Origin of the sequence: Candidatus Rhabdochlamydia oedothoracis (assembly GCF_019453995.1) — a bacterium.
GTDB lineage: Bacteria > Chlamydiota > Chlamydiia > Chlamydiales > Rhabdochlamydiaceae > Rhabdochlamydia > Rhabdochlamydia oedothoracis.
In genome coordinates this window covers 1,115,381-1,137,949 of record NZ_CP075587.1, presented here as the reverse complement: position 1 = coordinate 1,137,949, position 22,569 = coordinate 1,115,381, and the positions used below count along the sequence as shown (strand labels likewise).

Below are 22,569 nucleotides of genomic sequence, written 5' to 3'. Positions count from 1 at the left end.
ATCAATCCATCCTCGTCATTGGCATCGTATATTTCCTAACAATCCAATCGTATAAATCTTGCTTTTCTAGCACATAAGAAGTCGCAGGATCATTTTCACTAGGCTCTGCTAACCTGATATACTCTGCTAAATTAAGAAAATTGGAGGATTCGCTTAATGAATCCACCCATTGATAGAAATCAGCTAGAGAACTGGCTTTAGCAATAAATGTCATTCCCACAAAACCCCTTCCACTTAAATTAGCTGATGAACCTCTAAAATTACCTTTTTCATTAGCTATAAGGTGTAGTTTGGTTTTCATCCCTGGCATTGCATAAATCTGACCACCTAGCTCTGGAATCCAAAAAGAATTCATGGGAGCATCTGAGGTTATTTCAAAGTTAATCGGGGTTTTTTCTGGAAATTGTAAGAAATTAATAGTTGCAATCCCCTGTTCTGGATAAATAAATAACCATTTCCACTGCAGAGCAACTACTTGTATTCTAAGGGGTTTCTTATCCGATTCAAGGGGTTTGAACGGATCTAACTCATGAGTACTTTTCCAAACCAGTATCGCCATTGCTAGAACAATGGCACAAGGAAGACCCCACCAGATAGATTCAGATAATAAGTGTTTATCCCAATCCGGTGTATATTTAGCTTGATTCCCCTCTCTATATTTCCAAGAAATAACCCAAGTAAGGATAAAAACAGGGATAACCACAATAAGCATGATCAAGGTAATCTTGATAAACAAGTCGCGTTCTTTTACTGCAATCATTCCCTTAGGGTTCAGTACAGCAATATCAATACCGCTTAAATACACCAGCGATAGAATTATTACAGCTAAAGAAAGTAAAATGAAAAATAAGGCTCTATATTTCTTTTTCATTTTTTTAAGATCCTAAAACTATAAAATAATTTCTATGTTTTACATAAAATACTTAGCGTTGTCTAGGATAAAAAATGATAGAAATTGCATTAAAAGATATCTTGATCTTACTGCCGAGGATATTATACTGAAATGCATTAGAAAAAAGACTTTTCAAATACTAAATTTATGGAATTTTTCTCATTGATTGAGTTGTGAATCTTAGCTCTATGCAACCTGAAGCGAACTTTATCACAAGAAACCAAAAAGACATCCTCAAGGCTCGTCATCGCCATGAACGGGATAAAAGGCTATGCGATAGAATCAAATCTATTTTATTGCTAGATGAAGATTGGACATACCTACAAGTAACACATGCTTTACTCCTAGATGACGATACGATAAGACGTTAGACGGAAAAGAAGCCTTACTAAATTTGAACTATACGGGAATAGAAAAAGAAGAGAAGAAGCTAAAGCAAGTTCTGTGGCATTTTGAAAATCGGAATTTTATTTTGAGGAAGATGCTGTTAAAGCTTTTGAAGTGGTTAGAAAGAGGCACAAGTAATGTCTATTAGTAAGTATCTAGGTCGAGGCAAACCAAAAAATGGGGCTGAAAAGGTCATAGTTGGCTATAAAATGGAAACATCGTTTAGAAGAAATCAAGAAACAATTAACAATATTTTGAATAAGAAGGGAAGATTTATTTTGGCTACTAATGAATTGGATTTAGAAGGCTATAAAGATAAACAAATACTAGAGGAATATAAAAAACGGCAGAATGTGGAGGGAGGATTTCGTTTTTTAAAAGATCTTTGGTTTATGGCCGATTTTATTTTTCTTAAATTACCCAAAAGAATAGAAGCTCTGATGATGATAATGATTTATAATATTGGCCAATATAGGTGGCCCTTTCAACCTCGAAGTGCACAAAAAAGAACATATAAATACTTGAAAAAACATCTATTGTGCACCCGAGCATAGCATGTTTGTAGATAATCTCCTAAACACTTCTAGTGGAGTTTCGAAGTTGAGAGCCTTTCTAGGTCTGTTATTTAGTATAAGTTTCCACTCTTTCCATATCCTTGGAAGTCGTATCTAAAAAGCTTTGTGTTTTAGGAAAATATTGCCTAACTAGTCCGTTTGTATGCTCATTTAAGCCTCTTTCCTAAGAGCCTGTTTAAAGTCTTTTCAAAAGTAGAGCAATAAAAGCGAGAACCTCCATATTCAGGCTTGTATGTAGTTTTCTTTCGCAATTTTTCCATAGCCTGCGACATTTTTCTATCCACGCAAAAGAACGCTCTACAATCCATCTTCTAGAAATGACTTTAAAAGTATGAAGTGCATTTCTTTTTGCTATTTCTACTATATATAGTAGTGCCAATTCAAACGGCTAGCTTAATGGGGTTCAAGTCAACGACTTGAAACTTGTCGTTAATCCTATATTTTTCTATACGATTGAATCGGAACCAATATATTCTAATATTTCCTGCACACTCTTTGCAAATCTTTCTCCAGAATATCCTCACTTTTGAAAAGATTTTAAACAGGCTCTTAGAAGAGATACCGAAAATAACAGATATTTTGAAATGTAGGATAAACGACAAGTTTCAAGTCGTTGACTTAAATCCCATTAAGCTAGCCGTTTGAATCGGCACTAGTATATCCCTCCCCTATCCCGGCATAGGATTCGCAGTTGGGAGTCCAGTATTTTTTCAACCATTCATAGTGGCGACGGATGATCTTCTGGACTTCCGCAGAGCCCGCTGAAGCGCGGTTTTTCCACTGCTTTGCAAGATCGTCAAGAATATGAACCCAGTCCTGATTGGTTTTTTCAAAATCTTCTTTGCTCATATTTTTGACATTTTCATTGGACTCTTTGATGGAATCCTTAATTGTAAAGGCTTCCAGAGTCATGAAATCCCAGGGCTTACGGATACTGCGTTTTATAGAGTTGTCTTGGATTATCAGTATCTAAAAAGTTTCTCTAACTAACTGTGCAAATTGTTTTAGCTCAGAAAACTTCGGATTTTTACAAGAAAGGGAAAATTATAAATTCAATTTATGGTCAAGAAAAACTAAAGAAATTATCAAATCTTTTTTATCAAAAAGCCCTGAGCAAAATGCACTTTAAAATAGATGAAGAATATGGTGTTACTTTTCTTGAATGCGCAGTTAAAAAGTTAAAAGCCTTAGGTGTCATTTAGAAGGCTGGGCTCAATGATTCTAGTTATGCGGTAATAGATATTCTTGTCCTTCTAGGTAAGGTTGAAGAGCTAAAGGAATATAAATGTTTCCATCTTTTTGTTGATGATTCTCAAGAAATGGAACTAAAATGCGCGGTGTTGCAATAGCTGTATTATTTAACGTATGACAGAATTTCACTGCACCATCTGATGTACGATAACGAACATTAGATCTACGAGATTGCCAATCGTGAAGAGAAGAACAGCTGTGGGTCTCTCGATACTTAGCTTCACTCGCTACCCAAGCCTCAATATCAAACATTCTTACTTTACCAAGCCCCATATCCCCTGTGCAACATTCAACAACTCTATAAGGTAATTCTAAATCTTGCATAATCTCTTCAGCGATTTGCAACAATTTATACAGCCACAAGAGAGATTCTTCTCTATCATTTTTACAAATGACAAATAGCTCGACTTTATAAAACTGATGTACACGGATAAGTCCTTTTACATCACGTCCTGCACTACCAGATTCTCTTCTAAAGCAAGGAGAAAACCCTGCATAGAGCATAGGCAATTGTTCTTCTTGTAAAATTTCTCCTGAATGCAGGCTATTGATAGGAACCTCGGCTGTACCTGAAAGATAGAGATTGTCTTTGGATAAAAAGTAGACCTGTTCTTTTCCTTCGGGAAAATGCCCTGTGCCATATAGAGCAAAATCTCGCACAAGCGATGGAACTGTGATAAGTTCAAACCCCTTAGAGCGTGCTTTACGCAAAGCAAATTGTAAAAGAGCCATGTCTAGCAAAACCATCTCATTTTTTAAGGCGTAGGTTCGAGACCCGCAAACCTGTGAAATTCTCTCTTCTGACCACCGATTTTTTTGTAAAATTTCTGTATGATTAAGAAAAGGAAAATCAAAGACAGGTGCCTGTCCCCATTTTTTAACGCCTACGTTAAAATCCTCATTTTCCCCAATGGGAGCTTCTTTAGCAGGAATATTAGGAACAAGAAGAAGATAGTCTCTTAAACGATGTTCTAAGTTATTTAAGATGGGTTTTAATTGTTCAATCTCAGATGCGATCTCTCTACCTTTTAATATAAAGTCCTCTCTTTCTTCTTTAGGACTTTGAGATACTCTTTTAGCATTAGCATTACGCTCTGTTTGCAAAAGCTCTATTTTTTTTTTACAATCTGCAACTTGGGCTTCGCATAGCAATAATTCCTGTAAATTCAGATTAACATTTTTCAGTCGTATTGCTTCTTGTACAATTTTTTGGTTGTCTTTAATAAATTTCAGATCGAGCATGGGATTTACTTAGAGTTTATTTTTTTAACACTTAACTTATAGCACACCTTTGAGAATTGTGCACTAAGGCTTTTTCTTCTCCTATTTAAAATTTCTTTTTATAAGCAATTCAAAGCTCCATTGAATAACATTGAATTTTAACTCTATTTAAGATTAAAATAGCTTTTTTTAGGATTTGAAATATATGCATAAAACAAAGTACGTATTTATTACTGGTGGGGTTGTTTCTTCTTTAGGAAAAGGCCTAACTTCCGCTTCAATTGCTATGTTATTGGAGAGTCGCGGTCTAGAGATTGGAATGCTTAAACTCGATCCATATTTAAATGTTGATCCTGGGACAATGAATCCTTTGCAACATGGAGAAGTATATGTCACAGATGATGGAGCCGAAACTGACTTAGATCTAGGGCATTACTTTCGTTATACACATGCCGAGCTTTCTAGACTGTCTAATACAACTTCAGGACAGATTTACGAGACTGTAATTAGACGAGAGAGGAAGGGTGATTATTCGGGAAAAACAGTTCAAGTCGTCCCTCATATCACAGATGAAATTAAACAGCGCATTTTGCATTGTGGAAAAGATTCCTTAAATGTAATTTTAATAGAGGTAGGAGGAACTGTTGGTGATATTGAATCTTTACCTTTTTTAGAAGCAATTCGTCAATTTCGCCATGAGCGCCCTGATCAATGTATAAATATTCATCTAACCTACGTTCCTTATTTAAAAGCAGCTGGAGAAGTTAAAACAAAACCTACGCAGCACTCTGTACAAATCCTAAGAGAAATTGGTATTATACCCGATATTATTCTCTGTCGTACTGAAAATGCTTTAAAAGAGGAAATTAAGGATAAAATCAGCTTGTTTTGTAGTGTGCCAAAGACAGGAGTTGTAGACATCATTGATGTGGAGAGCATTTATGAAGTACCCATTCATTTGCATCAACAACGCTTAGATGAAAAAATTTGCCAAATGCTGAAACTAAAAACTCCATCATCTAATTTGACAAAGTGGAAAAAGATGCTACACAACCTATCTAATCCCAAAGGTAAAGTAGTGATTGGCATTGTTGCCAAATACCTCCAACACCAAGATGCCTATAAGTCGGTTTTTGAAGCTTTAAAGCATGGAGCGCTAGCTAATCAACTTGATCTTGAATTTCGCTTATTTGATGCGGAAAAAATCCCAGATAGTTCATTTTTTACAGAAGAAAACTGTGATGGATATCTTGTACCTGGTGGATTTGGAGAAAGAGGATGGGAAGGAAAGATTCAAATTGCTAAACACTGTCGAGAGCAATACATCCCTTATTTTGGTATTTGCCTTGGCATGCAAGTGTTATGTACAGAGTTTGTTCGCAATGTAGTGGGTTTAAGTGAGGCAAATTCTACAGAAATTAACCCTGATACTAAAGATCCTGTTATTTCTCTTTTAAGCGAACAAACAGAGGTCACTAATTTAGGCGGCACTATGCGCCTAGGAGCTTTTGCTTGTCATCTTCTAGCCTCTACTAAAGCGGCAAAAGCCTATGGCGTGAGTAACATTTCAGAAAGACATCGCCACAGATTCGAATTTAATAATGCGTATAAAGAAATCTGTGAAAAAAAAGGACTGATTTTCTCCGGAATTTTTGAAGAGGGAAATCTTTGTGAAGTCGCAGAAGTTAAAAACCACCCTTGGATGATTGGTGTGCAGTTTCACCCTGAGTTTAAATCAAAACCTACAGCTCCCCACCCTCTTTTCAAAGAGTTTATTAAATCTTCATTTTCATATAGAAATAAGGAATAACCCTTGGGTAGGCTTTTAGGCATCGATTTTGGTTTAACCCGTATAGGGATTGCCATTTCTGATGAGCGAAAAATTATTGCTACAGCTCTTGGAAATATCAAGACAAAAGATAAACCCTTAGAGGCCCTAGAAAATCTTTTAGCAAAATATTCTTCTATGGAGGCTATTGTAGTAGGACTTCCTTTGTTATTAAATGGGAAAGAAGGAGATATGGCTCTACGTGCACGCATGTTTGCTGCAATTTTAGAAAGTCATTTTCAAGTGCCTATTATTTTTTGGGATGAAAGATTAAGTTCTGCTCAAGTAGAAAGGTTTTTAACAGAGTGCGGAGTAAACCGAAAAAAACGTGCACAAATCAGCGATGAACAAGCTGCTGCTCTCATCTTACAAGATTATCTTAATTGTCATTCAAAAAAAAATTAAGTATATATTTTACTAAAGACCTGATGAAATTTTGTATTGATAAAAAAATGAAACAAATAGCAAAAGTATATGCCTGATTCCCCTCTTCAAGAACCTGGAATATCCACTCGATTTGTAAATCCCTGTATTCTGGTTATTTTTGGTGCTACAGGAGATCTAACCGCTAGAAAACTGCTTCCTGCTCTTTATAACTTAGCAAGAGAAGGGCAACTTGCTCCCCAATTTGCTTGTGTGGGGTTTGCTAGAAAAGAAAAGACAAATGAACAATTCCGTGAAGAGGTAAAAGAGGCTCTTAATCAATTTTCCAGAGCTAAACCCATTGATGAAACTCTTTGGAAGCATTTTCAAGAACAGATTTTTTACTACCAATCAGAATTCCACAATGAACAAGGATATAAACGCCTGCAAGGTTTTTTGCAAACCTTAGATGTAAAGCTGGATACTAGAGGTAACCGTGTTTTCTACCTGGCTACGCAACCTAGTTTTTTCCCTTTGATCTGCAAAAATTTGCATAAAGCAGATCTTATTTACAAGCTCCAAGAAACAAAAAAGTTTTCTCGACTCATCATAGAAAAACCTTTTGGGCATGACTTATCTTCTGCTCAAGATCTACAACAAAAATTGCTCTGTTTTTTACAAGAAGATCAAATCTATCGAATCGATCATTATTTAGGTAAAGAAACAGTACAAAACATCTTAGTCTTTCGTTTTGCTAATTCCTTATTTGAATCTTTGTGGAATAGAAGTTATATAGACCATGTGCAAATTACCGTTGCTGAAAGTATGGGAATTGGCACTAGAGGAGCTTTTTGGGAAGAGGCGGGACTAATGCGCGATATTGTACAAAACCACATGATGCAGTTACTCTCGCTTATGGCTATGGAGCCTCCCATTAACCTAGAAGCGGACTCTATTCGCAATGAGAAGGTAAAAGTACTACAAGCGATCCGTCCTTTTAATGAAGGAGACATGAATCAACATGTGATACGTGGGCAATACGGTTCGGGTTATATCAATGCAGAGTCCGTAGCTGGTTACCGAGAAGAAAAAAATGTCTCTGCTACATCAAATGTGGAAACGTTTGCTGCTTTGCGCTTATTTATTGATAATTGGCGCTGGTCAGGGGTTCCTTTTTATTTACGAGCTGGAAAACGATTGCCTAAAAGAACGACTGAAATTGCGCTTGTTTTTAAGCATCCTCCAGGGATTTTATTTCAAAATGTAGCAAAAAAAAATGAAGCAAATGTTCTTGCATTGCGCATTCAACCCGATGAAGGTACTTCATTAAAGGTCAATTGCAAAGTTCCCGGATTAACAGGCCCTATTCAACCGGTAAAAATGGATTTTCGCTACGGTTCTTACTTTGGTATAAACCCTCCTGAAGCATACGAAAGACTGATTTTGGATTGCATGTTCGGAGATAATACCCTCTTTGCAAGACAAGATGAGGTGTATAATTCTTGGAAGTTTATTACTCCGATTTTAGCGTATTTCTCAGCTAATATAGACAAAGATTTCCCCAATTACGCCGCAGGCAGCTGGGGTCCAAAATCTGCAGACCAGCTTTTATTGCAAGACAGAAGAAAATGGAGGCTCATTTAAAATGACCTCTACTCCTTACCCTGTATCTCCTGCTTACATTGAGCGGGAATTAAAAAGAATTTGGGAATCTTTAGAAACAAAAAATATTACAAGAGCCTGTCTCTTTAATTTAATCTTTTTTACCTATGATAATCCCCGTAAAGCCTACTTTCAAAAAGTTGTTCACTCAGTAGTGGAAAAATTTCCTTCTCGTGTGCTTTTTATCACTATCGATCAAGCTTCTCAAAAAGAAGAGTTGGTTATACAGGTTTCTATGCTTTTTTCTGGGAAAGCAGAGTACGATGTAGCTTGTGACTATATTGAAGTTCAAGCATCTTACTCTTCTCAAATGCGTATTCCCTTTCTAGTCCTTCCTCATATTTTACCCGATCTGCCGGTCTATCTAGTCTGGGGAGAGGATTTAGGCCAAAACGAACCCCTACTGCAATCTTTAGAACCTTTAGCAAGCCGGATCATTTTTGATTCTGAAGCAACTTGTAATCTTTCCTTATTTGCAAAGTATTGCTTAAAGCAGCAAAGCATTCATTACGATATAGCAGATTTAAATTGGGCTCGAATAGAAAATTGGAGAGATATTCTATCCACTGTTTTTTCCTCTAAAGAAAAATTAGAAAGAATACAACAAGCGCAAACTCTACATATTTTTTATAATGCGCAGCAAAGTACGTTTTTCTGTCATGCAAAAATTCAATCTTTATACTTACAAGCTTGGCTTGCCTGTCAGCTAAAATGGGAATTTAAAAGCTTAGAAGAGCAACAGCAGAAAATGATTTGTACCTATCAAGGAAAATCAGGACCTATCCAACTTTTTATTTCTCCAGTTGTTCATACGCACTTACCTACAGGCCTAATCGTTTCTATAGAAATTCTGCTTAAAGATGCTTCTTCTTTTTTATTTTCTAGAGATACAGAGCAACAAAATCATATTACTGTACAAGAGACCACCCCTAAGCAATGCGCCCTTCCAGCTCGTTATATTTCTCCCAAGGGAGGGGCTGGACATTCTCTTGTTCAAGAAATTTGCCGTCGAGGTAATTCTACTCATTATTTACAAGTATTAAACCTTCTACAAAATACCCATTTAAAGAATCCATGCTAATAGAAACTATAAAACCTCGCCCTTTAGACGAATCTAAAAATCTCATCGTTCCTGGTAACTATCAAAAAACTCTGACCTTTTGCGTAGAGCATTTTATTGCCCTTTCTAAACAAGCCTTAGCCGATCATGGATTTTTTGCGGTTGCTCTGTCTGGTGGTAGTACTCCAAAGGTCATTTTTGAAAAACTTTGCTCATCTCCTTATAGAGAACAAATGAATTGGAACAATATCTATATTTTTTTCAGCGATGAACGCGCACTCCCTCCTGATGATCCTAATAGTAATTTTCACATGGCTATGCAAGCAGGTTTTAATAAAATGCCCATTCCTACTGAACAAATCCATCGCATGGAAGCAGAAGTAGACATCGAAAAAAACGCTTTAAAATACGAAGAAACCATCTATAGAGTACTTGGAAAACGTCCTTTTGATTTAATTATGCTGGGAATGGGGGAAGACGGACATACGGCTTCTCTATTCCCGTTTACAGAAGGGTTAAATATCACTGATAGATTATGTATAGCTAACTATGTACCCCAAAAAAAATGCTGGCGGATGACCTTAACTTTTAGTTGTATCAATCAAGCCTCCAATATTTGTATTTACGTATTAGGAGCAAACAAAAGATACATGCTAGCCCAGGTGCTTTTTCATCCTAGCCAAAAGACCTTACCTGTAGAACAAGTGGGTACGCCTCAATCCAAGGCGCTTTGGATTGTAGATGAAGCAGCTACCATTAGATGATTTTCGAAAAAATCCACCTTTCCGGTTTCTAAATAGTAATAGCCACCCACTATTTTTAACTTCTTTTTCTCAATAAGCTTAATAAGCACAGAAGTGTTTTGTATTTGCTCAACTACTTGGTTTATATTCGCTGTAATTGCATTGAACAGGTGATTTCCTTTTAGATTACGTGTCTTTTCTACAGCAGGCTCGATTAATTTGGCAATAGTTGGTATATCAGAAGCTTGGTTAGTAACAACTGCAGATACAGCTCCACACTTTTCATGACCTAGCACTAATACAACAGATGAGCCTAGATGATTTGCTGCATATTCAATGCTGTCTATACCAATCGCATCAATAACATTACCAGCTACTCGTATAATAAATAGATCTCCTAAGCCTTGATCGAAGATAATCTCTGGGGGAACCCTTGAATCCGAACAGCCTAAAATAATCGCAAAGGGCTTTTGCGTAGTCTTTATAGCTTTTCTACGCATACCGGTTCTATTGGGATGCTTTAATTTATCAGAGGTGAACCTCTTATTACCCTGAACTAAACGCTCTAATGCTTTTTCAGGAGAAATCGCGTTAACTATAGACATAAAAAAATAGTAAATAATACATAGATCGATTTGTTTAAATATTTTCTTGTATATTAGTTAAAACAACACTTGTCAAAAATTTTATAGACGCTTTAATTTTAATGTTTTCTCTTTAAAAAAAGAGGAAACATAATTGTAAAAGATAAAATAAGCAAGGTAATAATTAAAGAAATGCTAACAGGGATAGGGAAAATAGGAGAAAGTATGATTTTTAATGCTATGAAAAGTAACACTGCTGATAATCCAAAGCGCAAGTAGTGCAGTCTTTCAATCGATTGATAAATAGCAAAGTATAAAGAACGTAAACCTAAAATAGCAAAGACATTAGAGGTGTATATAATAAAAGGGTCTGTAGTTATAGCAAAAATAGCAGGAATAGAATCTATAGCAAAAAGAATATCTGAGCTTTCAATAACCAATAGAGCTAAAAAAAGAGTGGTAATTTTCCATTTATCCCCTTCTTTTAGGATAAAAAAATCTACGTTCTTTTCTTTACAAAGAGGAAAAATTTTTTTAAGAGCTTTCAGAACAGAAGAGTGCTGTATATCAAAAACCGTTTTTTGTTTGAGTAACTTGTAAGCCGTAAATACCAAGAGAACTGCAAAGATGTAAAGCACCCAATCGAATGAATGCACTAGTTTTACACCTAATAAAATGAATCCAATCCGAAAAAATAAAGCCCCTAATATCCCCCAAAATAAAACCCTTTGCTGCTGCTTTTTTGGAATTTGAAAAGATTGAAAAATCAATAAAAAAACAAATAAATTATCAAGGCTTAATGATTTTTCAATTAAATATCCCGAAAAAAATTGCAATGCCACCTCAGAGCCTTGCCAAAAATAGATTCCTAAATTGAAAATTAAAGCTAATAAGATCCAAAAACCAGTTACTATCCAAGCTATTTTAAAATCCGTAATACGAAAATTTCGATGAAATACCTTTAGGTCTAGGAATAAGAATCCTATAATCAAAATATGAAAAGCAACCCAAAACCAAATTGATAATCCCATATTGCGTAGAATAAGCTGAAAAAAAGATTCTAATCAAGAAAGACCGTTAACGGTCTTTCTTGAAATGCTTAAAAAAACTCTAGTGAATAGACAACCGAGAAACCAATTCCCGACGACCATTTTCTGGAAATCCTTTCCGTGCATGTAAAATACGTGTATTGTCAAAAATTAAAATATCGTTGCTTTGCCATTTAACAGCCATTTTAATTTTTGCAATAATTTGTTGAATCTGATCTATCACTTCACTTGGGATCTCCGTATCATCTTCAAAAGTTACGCCAATGGTCTCTTTAGTCTTTTCAGGATTATATTTAGGATTCGTCTCTTACATATCTTCCAAAAATTCTTAGAGCCTGTTTAAAATCTTTTCAAAAGTAGAGCAATAAAAGCAAGAACCAGCATATTCAGGCTTGTATGTAGTTTTTTTTCGCAATTTTTCCATAGCCTGCGACATTTTTCTATCCACGCAAAAGAACACTTTACAATTCATCTTCTAGAAATGACTATAAAAGTACGAAGTGCATGTCTTTTTGCTATTTCTAAGAGAATGTTTAAAATCTTCTCATTAAGGTATAATGATAGTTTTCATAAAACCTTTGGAGGTAGTTATGACCCGCTCTTATCCAAGCGATATTTCTCGTAAACAATTTAGCAAAATCCATCTAATACTTGAGTCTACACGCAAAAAAACACGTCCACGAAGAGTTGATCTATATGATATTTTTTGTGGAATTTTGTACATTTTAACAAGTGGTTGCCAGTGGCGTATGTTACCCATAGATTATCCTAAATGGGAATGATGTGATTATTATTTCCCTCTTTGGAATAAAAAAGATGATAAAAATTCTAAGAGTATTCTTGAAATAGTTTTAAAAAAAATTGGTTGGTGAGATCAGAAAAAGCAGTGGTCGGAAAGAGAAAACAAGCTTTGTAATTATTGATGCTCAAAGTGTTAAAAATACTGATACAGCGGAGAAGAAAGGATATGATGCAGGGAAAAAAATATCAGGAATCAAAAGACATATAGCAGTCGATAGCCAAGGGCTTCCTCATGCGATTCACATTACCACCGCTAATATCACTGACAGAAATGGGTGTATATAGTGGTTTCGATTCAATCACATAGAAAAATATAGGATTAATAATAAGTTTCAAGTCATTGATTTTAAACTTATTAAGCTAGCCTTTTGAACTGGCACTACTATATACGATTGAATCGGAATCACTATAGAAGCATGTTCACTACATAAAAACCATTTGTTCGGTGTAAAAAATGTTTTAGCAGATGGAGGATATTCTGGAGAAAAATTTGCAAAGAGTGTGCAGGAGATATTAGGATGTATATTAGAAATAGCCAAAAGAAATACACTTCATACTTTTACAGTTATTCCCAAAAGATGGGTTGTAGAGCGTTCTTTTGCGTGGATAGAAAAATGTCGCAGGCTATGGAAAAATTGCGAAAGAAAACTACATACAAGCCTGAATATGGTGGTTCTTGCTTTTATTGCTCTACTTTTGAAAAGATTTTAAACAGGCTCTTAAGATCTTCCACAAGCTGTTCAATAGGATTCAAATTCGGTGAATAAGGAGGGAGATAGTGCACTTTAATCCTAGAAGACATCAGAAACTCTTCTAGTTTCTTATTTTTGTTTGATCTCGCATTATCCAAAATTACATGAATAATTCGAGCCTCTGTCTGTTTTTCTAGCTTCTTGAAAAAATCGAGCATTGCATCGGCATCAACTGTCTTATATTCCTCTGTAAAAATCTTCATTCCTGTCAGGCAAAGAGCTCCAGCAAAATGCAATCGCAATTGTTTCCCGGATGTCTGCAAAGTCTTTTGAACGCCTTTTTTGATCCATCCACATACGGCTTGGGACTGATGTTCGGATGCACAGCATCTATGAAATAGATCTCTTCATCAGGGTTTAAGGTCTCCTTTAAAGCCCTATATTGTTCTATGAAAATTCGTTGTTTTTCAGGATCTAATTTCCCAGGAATCTTTTTAGGACGTTTATAAGCAAATCCGTGCTGTATGAGCCAATCTGTCATGCCACTTCGGGAATATTTTATCCCCTATTGCTCATGCACATAAGCTATGATCCCTTTGACTTTAAGATAGGTCTTTTCCTGTAGGTGTTAGAGACTCTGTTTGGTCTTGTGAAAGTTTTGATTTGCTACCGCCTCGAGGGCTACTTCCAGTTTTATTTTCGGAATCATATTCTCTGAGGTATTCCTGAACAGTGATAGGGCTTATCCGGAGTGTTTTAGCAAGATTTTTTGTTGAGATACCCTCATCATAGCCCAAAATTACACAAAGCCTATTCCGTTCAGAATAGTCTTTTGGATGCTTTAACTTGTGTTCTAAGTCAGCTCTCTGGCTAGGGGTCAGTTTTTTCATGCTCAATAGCTTAACACAAAACAAAATATTTTTCTATACGATTGAATCGGAACCACTATATATTTAAGTATACAATTTATGCAAGAGATCTATGTAAGTATCTAACCTTACGCACATACAGAGGGAACAAGTGGCTTGATAAGCAGCACGATCCTTTATAGAGAGTGCGTAAGGCGAGTTTTAAAAGGGATTAAAAAATTATCCTATACAGAGATCTAATTTTTCACTTTCTAAAGCTTTTCTTGTTAATGCTGTTAATTCTTGCTTATATGTTTTTTCAATACTGATATAATCTGGAACTTCTTGTTCAGCAGCTTCTTCTCTTCCATCCAAGATAGCTTGATATTCTTCTCGGTAATTAGCAGAAAGAGCTTCTTGCCACTTAGAATGACTAATAAGAAATTTAAAACGCTCGTTTTGGTTTTTTTGTTTTTCTAAGATAAAGTCTTTAGCTTCTTTTAAATCTTTCTCTTGTAATGCACTGCATGTAAAATAGAGCATCTCTTGTACATCTATAGGAAGATCTAAGTCTTTTTTAAGTTTAATGAGATACCCAAGATAGACTTCAATCTCATCAAAAAAAGGTAAGGTACGGATTTTATTGTAAGCGATGCTCTCTAACATTTCAATAGTCCAAGGTCCCTTAATCAAAAAATTGGCTAGTTGCTTCATATCTTTACAGTCAATGGTTGCCAGTTGATAAGCAATACTCAAATGCAGAACAGAGAGTGCTACTCTATCTCCACAAGTCTCAGATGCATCTTGAATAACCTGATAGAAAATCGTGCGAAATTCTGTATCTGTATCAGCTTGGTTTAGATAACTTATAATTTTTTTAGCAAGTGCTTTTTTCATCTCTCTACCTGCTTTATAATCAGCGGTATAAGATAATCGATGTAGCCAAGAGCTCAATTCTGGTGTTTCTTCGAGTTTAGCAAACTTTGTAGGAGTTTTATCTATGATAGCATACAAACTCTTTAAAGACTCTTCGATAGATTTTTCCTCATTTAAATCCGTATCAGCGATATCAGCGATGGAATAGTTTATCCGAGGTCCTGAGTAATTAGAAGTCTCGGTTCTAGCTCTTAATCTTTCTAGAATAGCCATGGATAAATTACATTGTGTTAAGTCAATGATACATTGAGAAGAAAGCGCTAGTATGCTCATAGGAATTCCAGATAAAGTTGCATTGCGTTCAAGGTACAGATTGGTCAACACTTGTAGATTCCCAAAGGATGCAGGTAGGGTTGTAAGTTGGTTATTGGTAAGGTACAGATAGGTCAACGCTTGTAGATTCCCAAAGGATGCAGGTAGGGTTGTAAGTTGGTTATTGGTAAGGTACAGATTGGTCAACACTTGTAGATTCCCAAAGGATGCAGGTAGGGTTGTAAGTTGGTTATTGGTAAGGTACAGATAGGTCAACGCTTGTAGATTCCCAAAGGATGCAGGTAGGGTTGTAAGTTGGTTATTGGTAAGGTACAGATAGGTCAACGCTTGTAGATTCCCAAAGGATGCAGGGAGGGCTGTAAGTAGGTTATTGTAAAGGTCCAGATAGGTCAACGCTTGTAGATTCCCAAAGGATGCAGGTAGGGTTGTAAGTTGGTTATTGGTAAGGTACAGATTGGTCAACACTTGTAGATTCCCAAAGGATGCAGGTAGGGTTGTAAGTTGGTTATTGGTAAGGTACAGATAGGTCAACGCTTGTAGATTCCCAAAGGATGCAGGTAGGGTTGTAAGTTGGTTATTGGTAAGGCACAGATAGGTCAACGCTTGTAGATTTCCAAAGGATGCAGGGAGGGCTGTAAGTAGGTTATTGTAAAGGTCCAGATAGGTCAACGCTTGTAGATTCCCAAAGGATGCAGGTAGGGTTGTAAGTTGGTTACTGCTAAGGTACAGCTGGGTCAACGCTTGTAGATTTCCAAAGGATGCAGGGAGGGCTGTAAGTAGGTTTCTGCTAAGACACAGCTTGGTCAATGCTTGTAGCTCCCCAAAGAATGCAGGTAGGGTTGTAAGTTGGTTATTGCTAAGGTCCAGACAGGTCAATGCTTGTAGCTCCCTAAAGGATTTAGGTAGGGCTGTAAGTTGGTTACGCTCAAGGTACAGATTGGTCAATGCTTGTAGCTCCCTAAAGGATTTAGGTAGGGCTGTAAGTTGGTTACGCTCAAGGTACAGATTGGTCAATGCTTGTAGCTTCCTAAAGGATGCAGGAAGGGTTGTAAGTTGGTTATTGGTAAGGTCCAGATAGGTCAATGCTTGTAGATTCCCAAAGGATTCAGGTAAAGTTGTAAGTTGGTTACAGCTAAGGTCCAGATGCTTTAACTGATGAAAACAAGGGTTATTAAAAATGTCAGGCAATGAGGTTAAATTTAGATTTTTTAAATCTAAAGTCTCTTTTCTTTGAAATCCTGATAATCCAAGCAAGGCTCGAATTTTTTCCTGAGCGGTGATTCGATCTTCGCCTCTTGGATCTTTTTCTACCCATGTCTTTAAAATGGTTTCACATGAACTTTTAGATAAACTTACATTTGGATCAACTTTATCCACTTTAATTGTGGTTTCTGTTGTGTTTTGACTCCAAACTTTTATTATTTTTTTTGTAAAAAAAACAAAGGGTTTATGACTTATTGTAAGAAAAGGAAGAGTTGCAGTAGCTAATGCAGTCCAACCTGTTGACTGAACAATTTTTAAAGGCATTGTAAGAGCTTTCTGTGTAAATGTATTAATTGAATTTATTGACATGTTAATCCTTATTTTGATATTTTTGCTTAACTTATCAGACATTAAAATTAAGTTTTTTATACAATACGCTATAAATATACGCCTTTTATTTCACAAGAGAAATATCGGCTTGGAGATCTTAGATGTTTAGTCCCAAAGTATACACGATGCTCCTAATGGGGCGCCTAAAAAGATTCATTCCACTATCCTAAGCAATGAAGAAGAGGCTATAATTATTGCCTTTCGCAAGCATACCCTTCTTTCCTTGGATGATTGTTTGTATAATCTACAGTCCACTATTCCCCACCTTACAAGATCTACCCTTCATCGATGCTTACAAAGGCACGGGATAAGTCGTCTGCCTGAAACAAAAGACGAAAAACCCCTTAAGACGAAGTTTACTTCTTATCCTATGGGGTATATAGTAGTGCCGATTCAAACGGCTAGCTTAATGGGGTTCAAGTCAACGAATTGAAACTTGTCGTTAATCCTATATTTTTCTATACGATTGAATCGGAACCACTATATTCATATTCATATTCATATTGATATTGCTGAGGTGCGTACCCAAGAAGGAAAGCTTTATCTCATTGTAGCTATTGATAGGATCTCCAAATTTGCTTACGTAGAGGCTCATCCTCAAACTAGTAAGGCTCTTGCTGCCCAATTTTTGCGGAATCTCATCCAAATTCTTCCCTATAAAATCCATACTATTTTGACAGATAACGGCATCCAATTTACCCATAGGCAACAAGATTTATATGCTTTTACACACATTTTCGATCGAGTATGTGATGAAAACCAGATAGAGCAAAGAATTTATTTACGGTGAGCCAAAGGCAGCTTAAAAACGCATTTTTTTAGAAATAAAAACATTAGGAAAAGTGACTAAAATTTTTTGCAGGAGAAAACCGAAGAAATAGGTAAAGACGACAAATGAGTTGGCTCTTAGAAGCCGTAATATACTAGTGCCGATTCAAACGGCTAGCTTAATGGGATTTAAGTCAACGACTTGAAACTTGTCGTTTATCCTACATTTCAAAATATCTGTTATTTTCGGTATCTCTTCTAAGAAGAATCCTCTAATTGCCTGAAAAAAAGTCACCGACGTTTCGTAATATCGATTGTATACCTTCTTTTCCTTTAAGATCTTCCACAAGCGTTCAATAGGATTCAAATTCGGCGAATAAGGAGGGAGATAGTGCACTTTAATCCTAGAAGACATCAGAAACTCTTCTAGTTTCTTATTTTTGTTTGATCTTGCATTATCCAAAATTACATGAATAATTCGAGCCTCTGTCTGTTTTTCTAGCTTCTTGAAAAAATCGAGCATTGCATCGGCATCAACTGTCTTATATTCCTCTGTAAAAATCTTCATTCCTGTCAGGCAAAGAGCTCCAGCAAAATGCAATCGCAATTGTTTCCCGGATGTCTGCAAAGTCTTTTGAACGCCTTTTTTGATCCATCCACATACGGCTTGGGACTGATGTTCAGGATGCACAGCATCTATGAAATAGATCTCTTCATCAGGGTTTAAGGTCTCCTTTAAAGCCCTATATTGTTCTATGAAAATTCGTTGTTTTTCAGGATCTAATTTCCCAGGAATCTTTTTAGGACGTTTATAAACAAATCCGTGCTGTATGAGCCAATCTGTCATGCCACTTCGGGAATATTTTATCCCATATTGCTCATGCACATAAGCTATGATCCCTTTGACTTTAAGATAGGTCTTTTCCTGTAGGTGTTTTAGTAGAGACTCTTTTTGGTCTTGTGAAAGTTTTGATTTGCTACCGCCTCGAGGGCTACTTCCAGTTTTATTTTCGGAATCATATTCTCTGAGGTATTTCTGAACAGTGATAGGGCTTATCCGGAGTGTTTTAGCAAGATTTTTTGTTGAGATACCCTCATCATAGCCCAAAATTACACAAAGCCTATTCCGTTCAGAATAGTCTTTTGGATGCTTTAACTTGTGTTCTAAGTCAGCTCTCTGGCTAGGGATCAGTTTTTTCATACTCAATAGCTTAACACAAAACAAAATATTTTTCTATACGATTGAATCGGAACCACTATATACATTGTCTTGCCCATTTCATTTCGGATAGCATAATGGAGCGAAGAATCTAAAATAGTTTTCTTCAAAAAGACTCCGCAGAGAACCCTGGACTTATCTCCCGCATTAAACTTTGCTGTCCTAAGATCTTAAAAAACGCCTTTTATTTTGCAAGCAAAATATCGGCTCGGAGAGCTTATGAAGAATTAAGAGAATTTATATTCCCCTTGTGTGCAATTAGAGAACTTATTTGCATTCAAATTAAGAGTTTTAGTGTATAAACATTTTTATACAAAAGATAACATCTTCTTGCAAAATAGAGCAGTTTTTTCAAAAAAAACTAGTTATGCAATTCTTAATTTGAAATCAAACTAGTATATCAAAAGTTGGCAAAAAAAACCAAAAAGTTTTAGAATTAATCCATTCCATCACACTTTAGGACTAAACACCACGAATAGTTGATCTATAGTGGTTCCGATTCAATCGTATAGAAAAATATTTTGTTTTGTGTTAAGCTATTGAGCATGAAAAAACTGACCCCTAGCCAGAGAGCTGACTTAGAACACAAGTTAAAGCATCCAAAAGACTATTCTGAACGGAATAGGCTTTGTGTAATTTTGGGCTATGATGAGGGTATCTCAACAAAAAATCTTGCTAAAGCACTTCGGATAAGCCCTATCACTGTTCAGGAATACCTCCAGAGAATATGATTCCGAAAATAAAACTGGAAGTAGCCCTCGAGGCGGTAGCAAATCAAAACTTTCACAAGACCAAACAGAGTCTCTACTAAAACACCTACAGGAAAAGACCTATCTTAAAGTCAAAGGGATCATAGCTTATGTGCATGAGCAATATGGGATAAAATATTCCCGAAGTGGCATGACAGATTGGTTCATACAGCACGGATTTGCTTATAAACGGCCTAAGAGCCTGTTTAAAATCTTTTCAAAAGTAGAGCAATAAAAGCGAGAACCTCCATATTCAGGCTTGTATGTAGTTTTCTTTCGCAATTTTTCCATAGCCTGCGACATTTTTCTATCCACGCAAAAGAACACTTTACAATTCATCTTCTAGAAATGACTGTAAAAGTACGAAGTGCATGTCTTTTTGCTATTTCTACTATATATTCTAATAGTTCCTGTACACTCTTTGCAAATCTTTCTCCAGAATATCCTCAATTTTGAAAAGATTTTAAACAGGATCTTATATCCCTTGGTGTTTCTTTTCCGAGCTATCAGAGGAAAAACCTCATGGGAAAGAACATCGATACGTGTTTGCTCTGAGTCATAACCTTTATCTGCTTCAAGTATGGGTACTTTTCCCTGATTCCATGCTTTTTTAATGAAGGGAATGACTTTCCTAAGCAGAGGGATCACTTGTTTTTTCTCATCCCCGGATGCTGATGTAAAAGTGATTGCAAGGGGCTTTCCTGATTTTTCTACCAGTAAATGCGATGTCACGCCTTTACCTTTGTAGCCATAATCAACTTGCTCTCCTCCTCCGCGTCCTCTGGAAAAAAAAACCATCTACAGAGAGTCTCTGGGCATCAATATACCCCAGCTGTTCGGCAAGCTTAAGCAGCTCTTCTAAAAATTGATCTAAAAATCCAGCAGATTGCATTCTTCCAAGCCATGCGTGTGCTGTTGAGGGATGAGAAAACTCCTTGTTTCTAGGTGCATCTTTCCAAGGAGCTCCTGTCCGAAGCACCCAGAAAATAGTATTCACTACAGGTCTCCATGGCGCTAATTTTCTTCCATAATGGTTACGATTTACCCATTTTTCCATTTGAGGTTCGAGTATTTTAAACTGTTCTTCATTTAATCCTTGCTTGCTCATGTCATCTGTCTTTAGTTAAAAAATAAAAAGATCAGGCATCATAGCGAAAATTTATATTCAATTCAAGATAGGTTCATCTTTGGAATAAAAAAGATGATAAAAATTCTAAGAGTATTCTTGAAATAGTTTTAAAAAAAATGGGTTGGCGAGATTAGAAAAAGCAGTGGTCGGAAAGAGCAAACAAGCTTTGTAATTATTGATGCTCAAAGTGTTAAAAATACTGATACAGCGGAGAAAAAAGGATATGATGCAGAGAAAAAAATATCAGGAATAAAAAGACATATAGCAGTCGATAGCCAAGGGCTTCCTCATGCGATTCACATTACCGCCGCTAATATCACTGACAGAAATGGGTGTATAGAAGCATTTTCACTACATAAAAACCATTTGTTCGGTGTAAAAAATGTTTTAGCAGATGGAGGATATTCTGGAGAAAAATTTGCAAAGAGTGTGCAGGAGATATTAGGATGTATATTAGAAATAGCTAAAAGAAATACACTTCATACTTTTACAGTTATTCCCAAAAGATGGGTTGTAGAGCGTTCTTTTGCGTGGATAGAAAAATGTCGCAGGCTATGGAAAAATTGCGAAAGAAAACTACATACAAGCCTGAATATGGTGGTTCTTGCTTTTATTGCTCTACTTTTGAAAAGATTTTAAACAGGCTCTTAGAAGAGATACCGAAACTAACAGATGTTTTGAAATATAGGATTAACGACAAGTTTCAAGTCGTTGACTTCAACCCCATTAAGCTAGCCGTTTGAATTGGCACTACTATATCCTATTTTTCGGTTAAAGCTAAAAAATTTTTAGCTATGTCAAAAAAAAATAATAATGATTATACATTTTTTGTCTAAATAAAATTTTAAGTTTGTTTAAAGAAGTTTTAAGCCATGCAAAAATACCTCTTATTTTGCTATATTTAATCACATGCTAGTCTTAGGAATAGAAACCAGTTGTGATGAAACAGCTTGCGCTATTGTGCGTAATGGGAGTGAAATTTTAGCCAATGTTATCTATTCCCAAATAGAGTTACATAGGCCCTACGGTGGCGTATTCCCTGAACTCGCCTGTCGCCGGCATGTAGATGTAATCATTCCTGTTATTGAGCAAGCGTTAGCCCAAGCAAAATTACATCCCTCCTCTCTTCAGGGAATTGCTGTTACTAGAGGCCCCGGGTTGATTGGCGCCTTGCTTATTGGTCTTAACTCTGCTAAAGCGCTTTCTCTTGCTTGGAAAATACCTTTTGTAGGGGTCAATCATGTAGAAGCTCACCTTTATGCTGCTATGATGCCCCCTAATATCTCTCCTCCTTTCCCTAGCCTAGGGCTTGTCATTTCAGGTGGACATACCTTTATGGTAAAAATTGAAGCAATTGGTTCTTATCGGTTTATAGGGACAACCCAAGATGATGCTATCGGAGAGGCCTTTGATAAAGTAGCTCAAATGCTTTCCCTTCCCTATCCTGGGGGACCCTCTATTGAGGCTTTAGCTAAAACAGGAAATCCCAAAGCCTTTGCTTTTAAACCTTGCCGTATTAAAGGATCCCCTTGGGATTTTTCTTTTTCTGGGCTTAAAACAAGCGTTCTTTATGCTATTAAAGGACAAAACCCTGCAAAAATCTCTCCCTTAATTATTTCTGAGGCTCAAAAAAAAGATGTAGCCGCTTCTTTTCAAGAAACAGCACTTAATGATGTCGTGCAAAAAGCTATACAAGCAGCGGATGCTTTTCATTGCAAAGCTATTGTATGCGGAGGAGGAGTTACTAATAATCAAAGGTTTAGAGATATTTTTCATGAAAAGAACTGTGCTTTTCCCCTCTTTTTTCCCTCTAAAGAACTTACATTGGATAATGCTGCCATGATTGCGGGTTTAGGCTACCACCATTTCCTTAACAAACAAGCAGATGATTTATCGCTTGAACCTATGATTCGCATCCCTCTTTGGAAAAACCTTATCTAATAATT

At 36.3% G+C, this 22,569-nt stretch carries 25 protein-coding genes and 8 pseudogenes; 16 read left to right on the top strand and 17 right to left on the bottom strand.

The genetic code is table 11. The annotated features are described in order from the left end of the window. Position 1 precedes the first annotated feature (1 nt). The gene (cyoA, locus tag RHABOEDO_RS06300; protein ID WP_215217385.1) at positions 2-871 is read right to left on the bottom strand and encodes a ubiquinol oxidase subunit II; all 870 of its coding nucleotides are present in this window, start codon (positions 869-871) and stop codon (positions 2-4) included. A gap of 209 nt (positions 872-1,080) precedes the next feature. Between cyoA and RHABOEDO_RS06295 the strand changes: the two genes are divergently transcribed. Together RHABOEDO_RS06295 and RHABOEDO_RS06290 are read left to right on the top strand one after the other, a co-directional pair. Further along, positions 1,081-1,263 (top strand): hypothetical protein, encoded by a 183-nt coding sequence (locus RHABOEDO_RS06295; protein ID WP_215217384.1) that lies wholly within the window; start codon positions 1,081-1,083, stop codon positions 1,261-1,263. Between the two features lie 153 nt (positions 1,264-1,416). Continuing rightward, complete coding sequence (locus tag RHABOEDO_RS06290) at positions 1,417-1,833, top strand: hypothetical protein (RefSeq protein WP_215217383.1); 417 nt, start codon at positions 1,417-1,419, stop codon at positions 1,831-1,833. Here the strand turns inward: RHABOEDO_RS06290 and RHABOEDO_RS11765 are convergent. Further along, positions 1,813-2,017: pseudogene (locus RHABOEDO_RS11765) on the bottom strand (transposase); the annotation flags it as partial. The gene RHABOEDO_RS06290 and the pseudogene RHABOEDO_RS11765 overlap by 21 nt on opposite strands. A 12-nt stretch (positions 2,018-2,029) precedes the next feature. Further along, positions 2,030-2,215: pseudogene (locus tag RHABOEDO_RS06285) on the bottom strand (transposase); the annotation flags it as partial. A 134-nt stretch (positions 2,216-2,349) separates the two neighbouring features. Between RHABOEDO_RS06285 and RHABOEDO_RS06280 the strand changes: the two are divergent. Then, positions 2,350-2,499 carry a hypothetical protein gene (locus tag RHABOEDO_RS06280; protein WP_215217176.1) on the top strand — a complete coding sequence of 50 codons (150 nt, stop codon included), beginning with the start codon at positions 2,350-2,352 and terminating at the stop codon, positions 2,497-2,499. Here RHABOEDO_RS06280 and RHABOEDO_RS06275 read toward each other — a convergent pair. Continuing rightward, positions 2,488-2,766, bottom strand: coding sequence for a TipAS antibiotic-recognition domain-containing protein (locus RHABOEDO_RS06275; RefSeq protein WP_215217177.1), 279 nt, complete (start codon positions 2,764-2,766; stop codon positions 2,488-2,490). The genes RHABOEDO_RS06280 and RHABOEDO_RS06275 overlap by 12 nt on opposite strands. Positions 2,767-2,846: 80 nt before the next feature. Between RHABOEDO_RS06275 and RHABOEDO_RS06270 the strand changes: the two genes are divergently transcribed. Next, a complete protein-coding gene (locus tag RHABOEDO_RS06270) occupies positions 2,847-3,056 on the top strand; it encodes a hypothetical protein (protein WP_215217178.1) in 210 nt (69 codons plus the stop codon). 19 nt (positions 3,057-3,075) lie between these two features. Here the strand turns inward: RHABOEDO_RS06270 and serS are convergent, their stop codons facing one another. After that, a complete protein-coding gene (serS, locus tag RHABOEDO_RS06265; protein WP_215217179.1) occupies positions 3,076-4,347 on the bottom strand; it encodes a serine--tRNA ligase in 1,272 nt (423 codons plus the stop codon). Between the two features lie 184 nt (positions 4,348-4,531). Between serS and pyrG the strand changes: the two genes are divergently transcribed. The 5 genes from pyrG to pgl all read left to right on the top strand — a co-directional run bounded on the left by pyrG (position 4,532) and on the right by pgl (position 10,003). After that, positions 4,532-6,136: a CTP synthase gene (gene pyrG / locus RHABOEDO_RS06260; RefSeq protein ID WP_215217180.1), complete on the top strand. Its 1,605-nt coding sequence runs from the start codon at positions 4,532-4,534 to the stop codon at positions 6,134-6,136. A gap of 3 nt (positions 6,137-6,139) precedes the next feature. Next, positions 6,140-6,559 carry a Holliday junction resolvase RuvX gene (ruvX, locus tag RHABOEDO_RS06255; protein ID WP_215217181.1) on the top strand — a complete coding sequence of 140 codons (420 nt, stop codon included), beginning with the start codon at positions 6,140-6,142 and terminating at the stop codon, positions 6,557-6,559. Positions 6,560-6,628: 69 nt separating this feature from the next. Further along, positions 6,629-8,161 carry a glucose-6-phosphate dehydrogenase gene (gene zwf, locus RHABOEDO_RS06250; protein WP_215217182.1) on the top strand — a complete coding sequence of 511 codons (1,533 nt, stop codon included), beginning with the start codon at positions 6,629-6,631 and terminating at the stop codon, positions 8,159-8,161. Position 8,162: 1 nt separating this feature from the next. Beyond that, positions 8,163-9,260 (top strand): glucose-6-phosphate dehydrogenase assembly protein OpcA, encoded by a 1,098-nt coding sequence (locus RHABOEDO_RS06245; protein ID WP_215217183.1) that lies wholly within the window; start codon positions 8,163-8,165, stop codon positions 9,258-9,260. Further along, positions 9,254-10,003: a 6-phosphogluconolactonase gene (gene pgl, locus RHABOEDO_RS06240; RefSeq protein ID WP_215217184.1), complete on the top strand. Its 750-nt coding sequence runs from the start codon at positions 9,254-9,256 to the stop codon at positions 10,001-10,003. Before RHABOEDO_RS06245 ends, pgl begins: the two co-directional genes overlap by 7 nt. Here the strand turns inward: pgl and RHABOEDO_RS06235 are convergent. The 4 genes and pseudogenes from RHABOEDO_RS06235 to RHABOEDO_RS10835 all read right to left on the bottom strand — a co-directional run. Beyond that, positions 9,955-10,587: a carbonic anhydrase gene (locus tag RHABOEDO_RS06235; protein ID WP_245397489.1), complete on the bottom strand. Its 633-nt coding sequence runs from the start codon at positions 10,585-10,587 to the stop codon at positions 9,955-9,957. The two genes, pgl and RHABOEDO_RS06235, sit on opposite strands and share 49 nt — an antisense overlap. 98 nt (positions 10,588-10,685) lie before the next feature. Continuing rightward, positions 10,686-11,597 carry a TerC/Alx family metal homeostasis membrane protein gene (locus RHABOEDO_RS06230; protein WP_215217185.1) on the bottom strand — a complete coding sequence of 304 codons (912 nt, stop codon included), beginning with the start codon at positions 11,595-11,597 and terminating at the stop codon, positions 10,686-10,688. A 79-nt stretch (positions 11,598-11,676) separates the two neighbouring features. Beyond that, entirely contained in the window at positions 11,677-11,880 is a 204-nt protein-coding gene (locus RHABOEDO_RS06225; protein ID WP_256439912.1) for a TauD/TfdA family dioxygenase, read from the bottom strand. Positions 11,881-11,954: 74 nt separating this feature from the next. After that, positions 11,955-12,137, bottom strand: a pseudogene (locus RHABOEDO_RS10835) (IS5/IS1182 family transposase); the annotation flags it as partial. Between the two features lie 68 nt (positions 12,138-12,205). Here RHABOEDO_RS10835 and RHABOEDO_RS11760 point away from each other — a divergent pair. Continuing rightward, positions 12,206-13,127 (top strand): annotated as a pseudogene (locus RHABOEDO_RS11760) (IS5 family transposase). Here RHABOEDO_RS11760 and RHABOEDO_RS06210 read toward each other — a convergent pair. From RHABOEDO_RS06210 to RHABOEDO_RS06195, 4 genes are all read right to left on the bottom strand, one after another. Then, entirely contained in the window at positions 13,099-13,431 is a 333-nt protein-coding gene (locus tag RHABOEDO_RS06210; RefSeq protein WP_220017446.1) for a transposase, read from the bottom strand. The pseudogene RHABOEDO_RS11760 and the gene RHABOEDO_RS06210 overlap by 29 nt on opposite strands. After that, complete coding sequence (locus RHABOEDO_RS06205; RefSeq protein ID WP_434062183.1) at positions 13,377-13,670, bottom strand: helix-turn-helix domain-containing protein; 294 nt, start codon at positions 13,668-13,670, stop codon at positions 13,377-13,379. Before RHABOEDO_RS06205 ends, RHABOEDO_RS06210 begins: the two co-directional genes overlap by 55 nt. A 40-nt stretch (positions 13,671-13,710) precedes the next feature. Further along, a complete protein-coding gene (locus RHABOEDO_RS06200; RefSeq protein ID WP_220017444.1) occupies positions 13,711-13,998 on the bottom strand; it encodes a helix-turn-helix domain-containing protein in 288 nt (95 codons plus the stop codon). A 198-nt stretch (positions 13,999-14,196) separates the two neighbouring features. Further along, positions 14,197-16,692 (bottom strand): leucine-rich repeat domain-containing protein, encoded by a 2,496-nt coding sequence (locus RHABOEDO_RS06195; protein WP_220017443.1) that lies wholly within the window; start codon positions 16,690-16,692, stop codon positions 14,197-14,199. Positions 16,693-16,879: 187 nt separating this feature from the next. Between RHABOEDO_RS06195 and RHABOEDO_RS06190 the strand changes: the two are divergent. Both RHABOEDO_RS06190 and RHABOEDO_RS06185 read left to right on the top strand, forming a co-directional pair. After that, a pseudogene (locus RHABOEDO_RS06190) lies at positions 16,880-17,137 on the top strand (IS481 family transposase); the annotation flags it as partial. A gap of 117 nt (positions 17,138-17,254) precedes the next feature. Then, a pseudogene (locus RHABOEDO_RS06185) lies at positions 17,255-17,536 on the top strand (DDE-type integrase/transposase/recombinase); the annotation flags it as partial. 156 nt (positions 17,537-17,692) lie between these two features. Here the strand turns inward: RHABOEDO_RS06185 and RHABOEDO_RS06180 are convergent. Then, positions 17,693-18,727: an IS630 family transposase gene (locus tag RHABOEDO_RS06180; protein WP_215216421.1), complete on the bottom strand. Its 1,035-nt coding sequence runs from the start codon at positions 18,725-18,727 to the stop codon at positions 17,693-17,695. A 563-nt stretch (positions 18,728-19,290) separates the two neighbouring features. On the opposite strand from RHABOEDO_RS06180, the gene RHABOEDO_RS06175 reads away from it, so the two are divergent. Together RHABOEDO_RS06175 and RHABOEDO_RS11125 are read left to right on the top strand one after the other, a co-directional pair. Then, complete coding sequence (locus RHABOEDO_RS06175; RefSeq protein ID WP_220017442.1) at positions 19,291-19,476, top strand: helix-turn-helix domain-containing protein; 186 nt, start codon at positions 19,291-19,293, stop codon at positions 19,474-19,476. Further along, entirely contained in the window at positions 19,448-19,729 is a 282-nt protein-coding gene (locus RHABOEDO_RS11125) for a helix-turn-helix domain-containing protein (RefSeq protein ID WP_281069574.1), read from the top strand. Before RHABOEDO_RS06175 ends, RHABOEDO_RS11125 begins: the two co-directional genes overlap by 29 nt. Here the strand turns inward: RHABOEDO_RS11125 and RHABOEDO_RS10830 are convergent. The 3 genes and pseudogenes from RHABOEDO_RS10830 to RHABOEDO_RS06160 form a co-directional block, all read right to left on the bottom strand. Further along, a pseudogene (locus tag RHABOEDO_RS10830) lies at positions 19,701-19,940 on the bottom strand (IS5/IS1182 family transposase); the annotation flags it as partial. The gene RHABOEDO_RS11125 and the pseudogene RHABOEDO_RS10830 sit on opposite strands and share 29 nt — an antisense overlap. Beyond that, entirely contained in the window at positions 19,837-20,292 is a 456-nt protein-coding gene (locus RHABOEDO_RS06165) for a transposase (RefSeq protein ID WP_220017440.1), read from the bottom strand. The pseudogene RHABOEDO_RS10830 and the gene RHABOEDO_RS06165, both read right to left, overlap by 104 nt. Beyond that, on the bottom strand, positions 20,249-20,602 hold the full coding sequence (locus tag RHABOEDO_RS06160; protein ID WP_220017439.1) for a transposase: 354 nt from the start codon (positions 20,600-20,602) through the stop codon (positions 20,249-20,251). The genes RHABOEDO_RS06165 and RHABOEDO_RS06160 overlap by 44 nt, the downstream gene beginning before the upstream one ends. A 77-nt stretch (positions 20,603-20,679) precedes the next feature. On the opposite strand from RHABOEDO_RS06160, the pseudogene RHABOEDO_RS06155 reads away from it, so the two are divergent. Continuing rightward, a pseudogene (locus RHABOEDO_RS06155) lies at positions 20,680-21,262 on the top strand (IS5 family transposase); the annotation flags it as partial. A gap of 270 nt (positions 21,263-21,532) precedes the next feature. After that, on the top strand, positions 21,533-22,564 hold the full coding sequence (tsaD, locus tag RHABOEDO_RS06150; protein WP_215216974.1) for a tRNA (adenosine(37)-N6)-threonylcarbamoyltransferase complex transferase subunit TsaD: 1,032 nt from the start codon (positions 21,533-21,535) through the stop codon (positions 22,562-22,564). Positions 22,565-22,569: the final 5 nt, after the last annotated feature.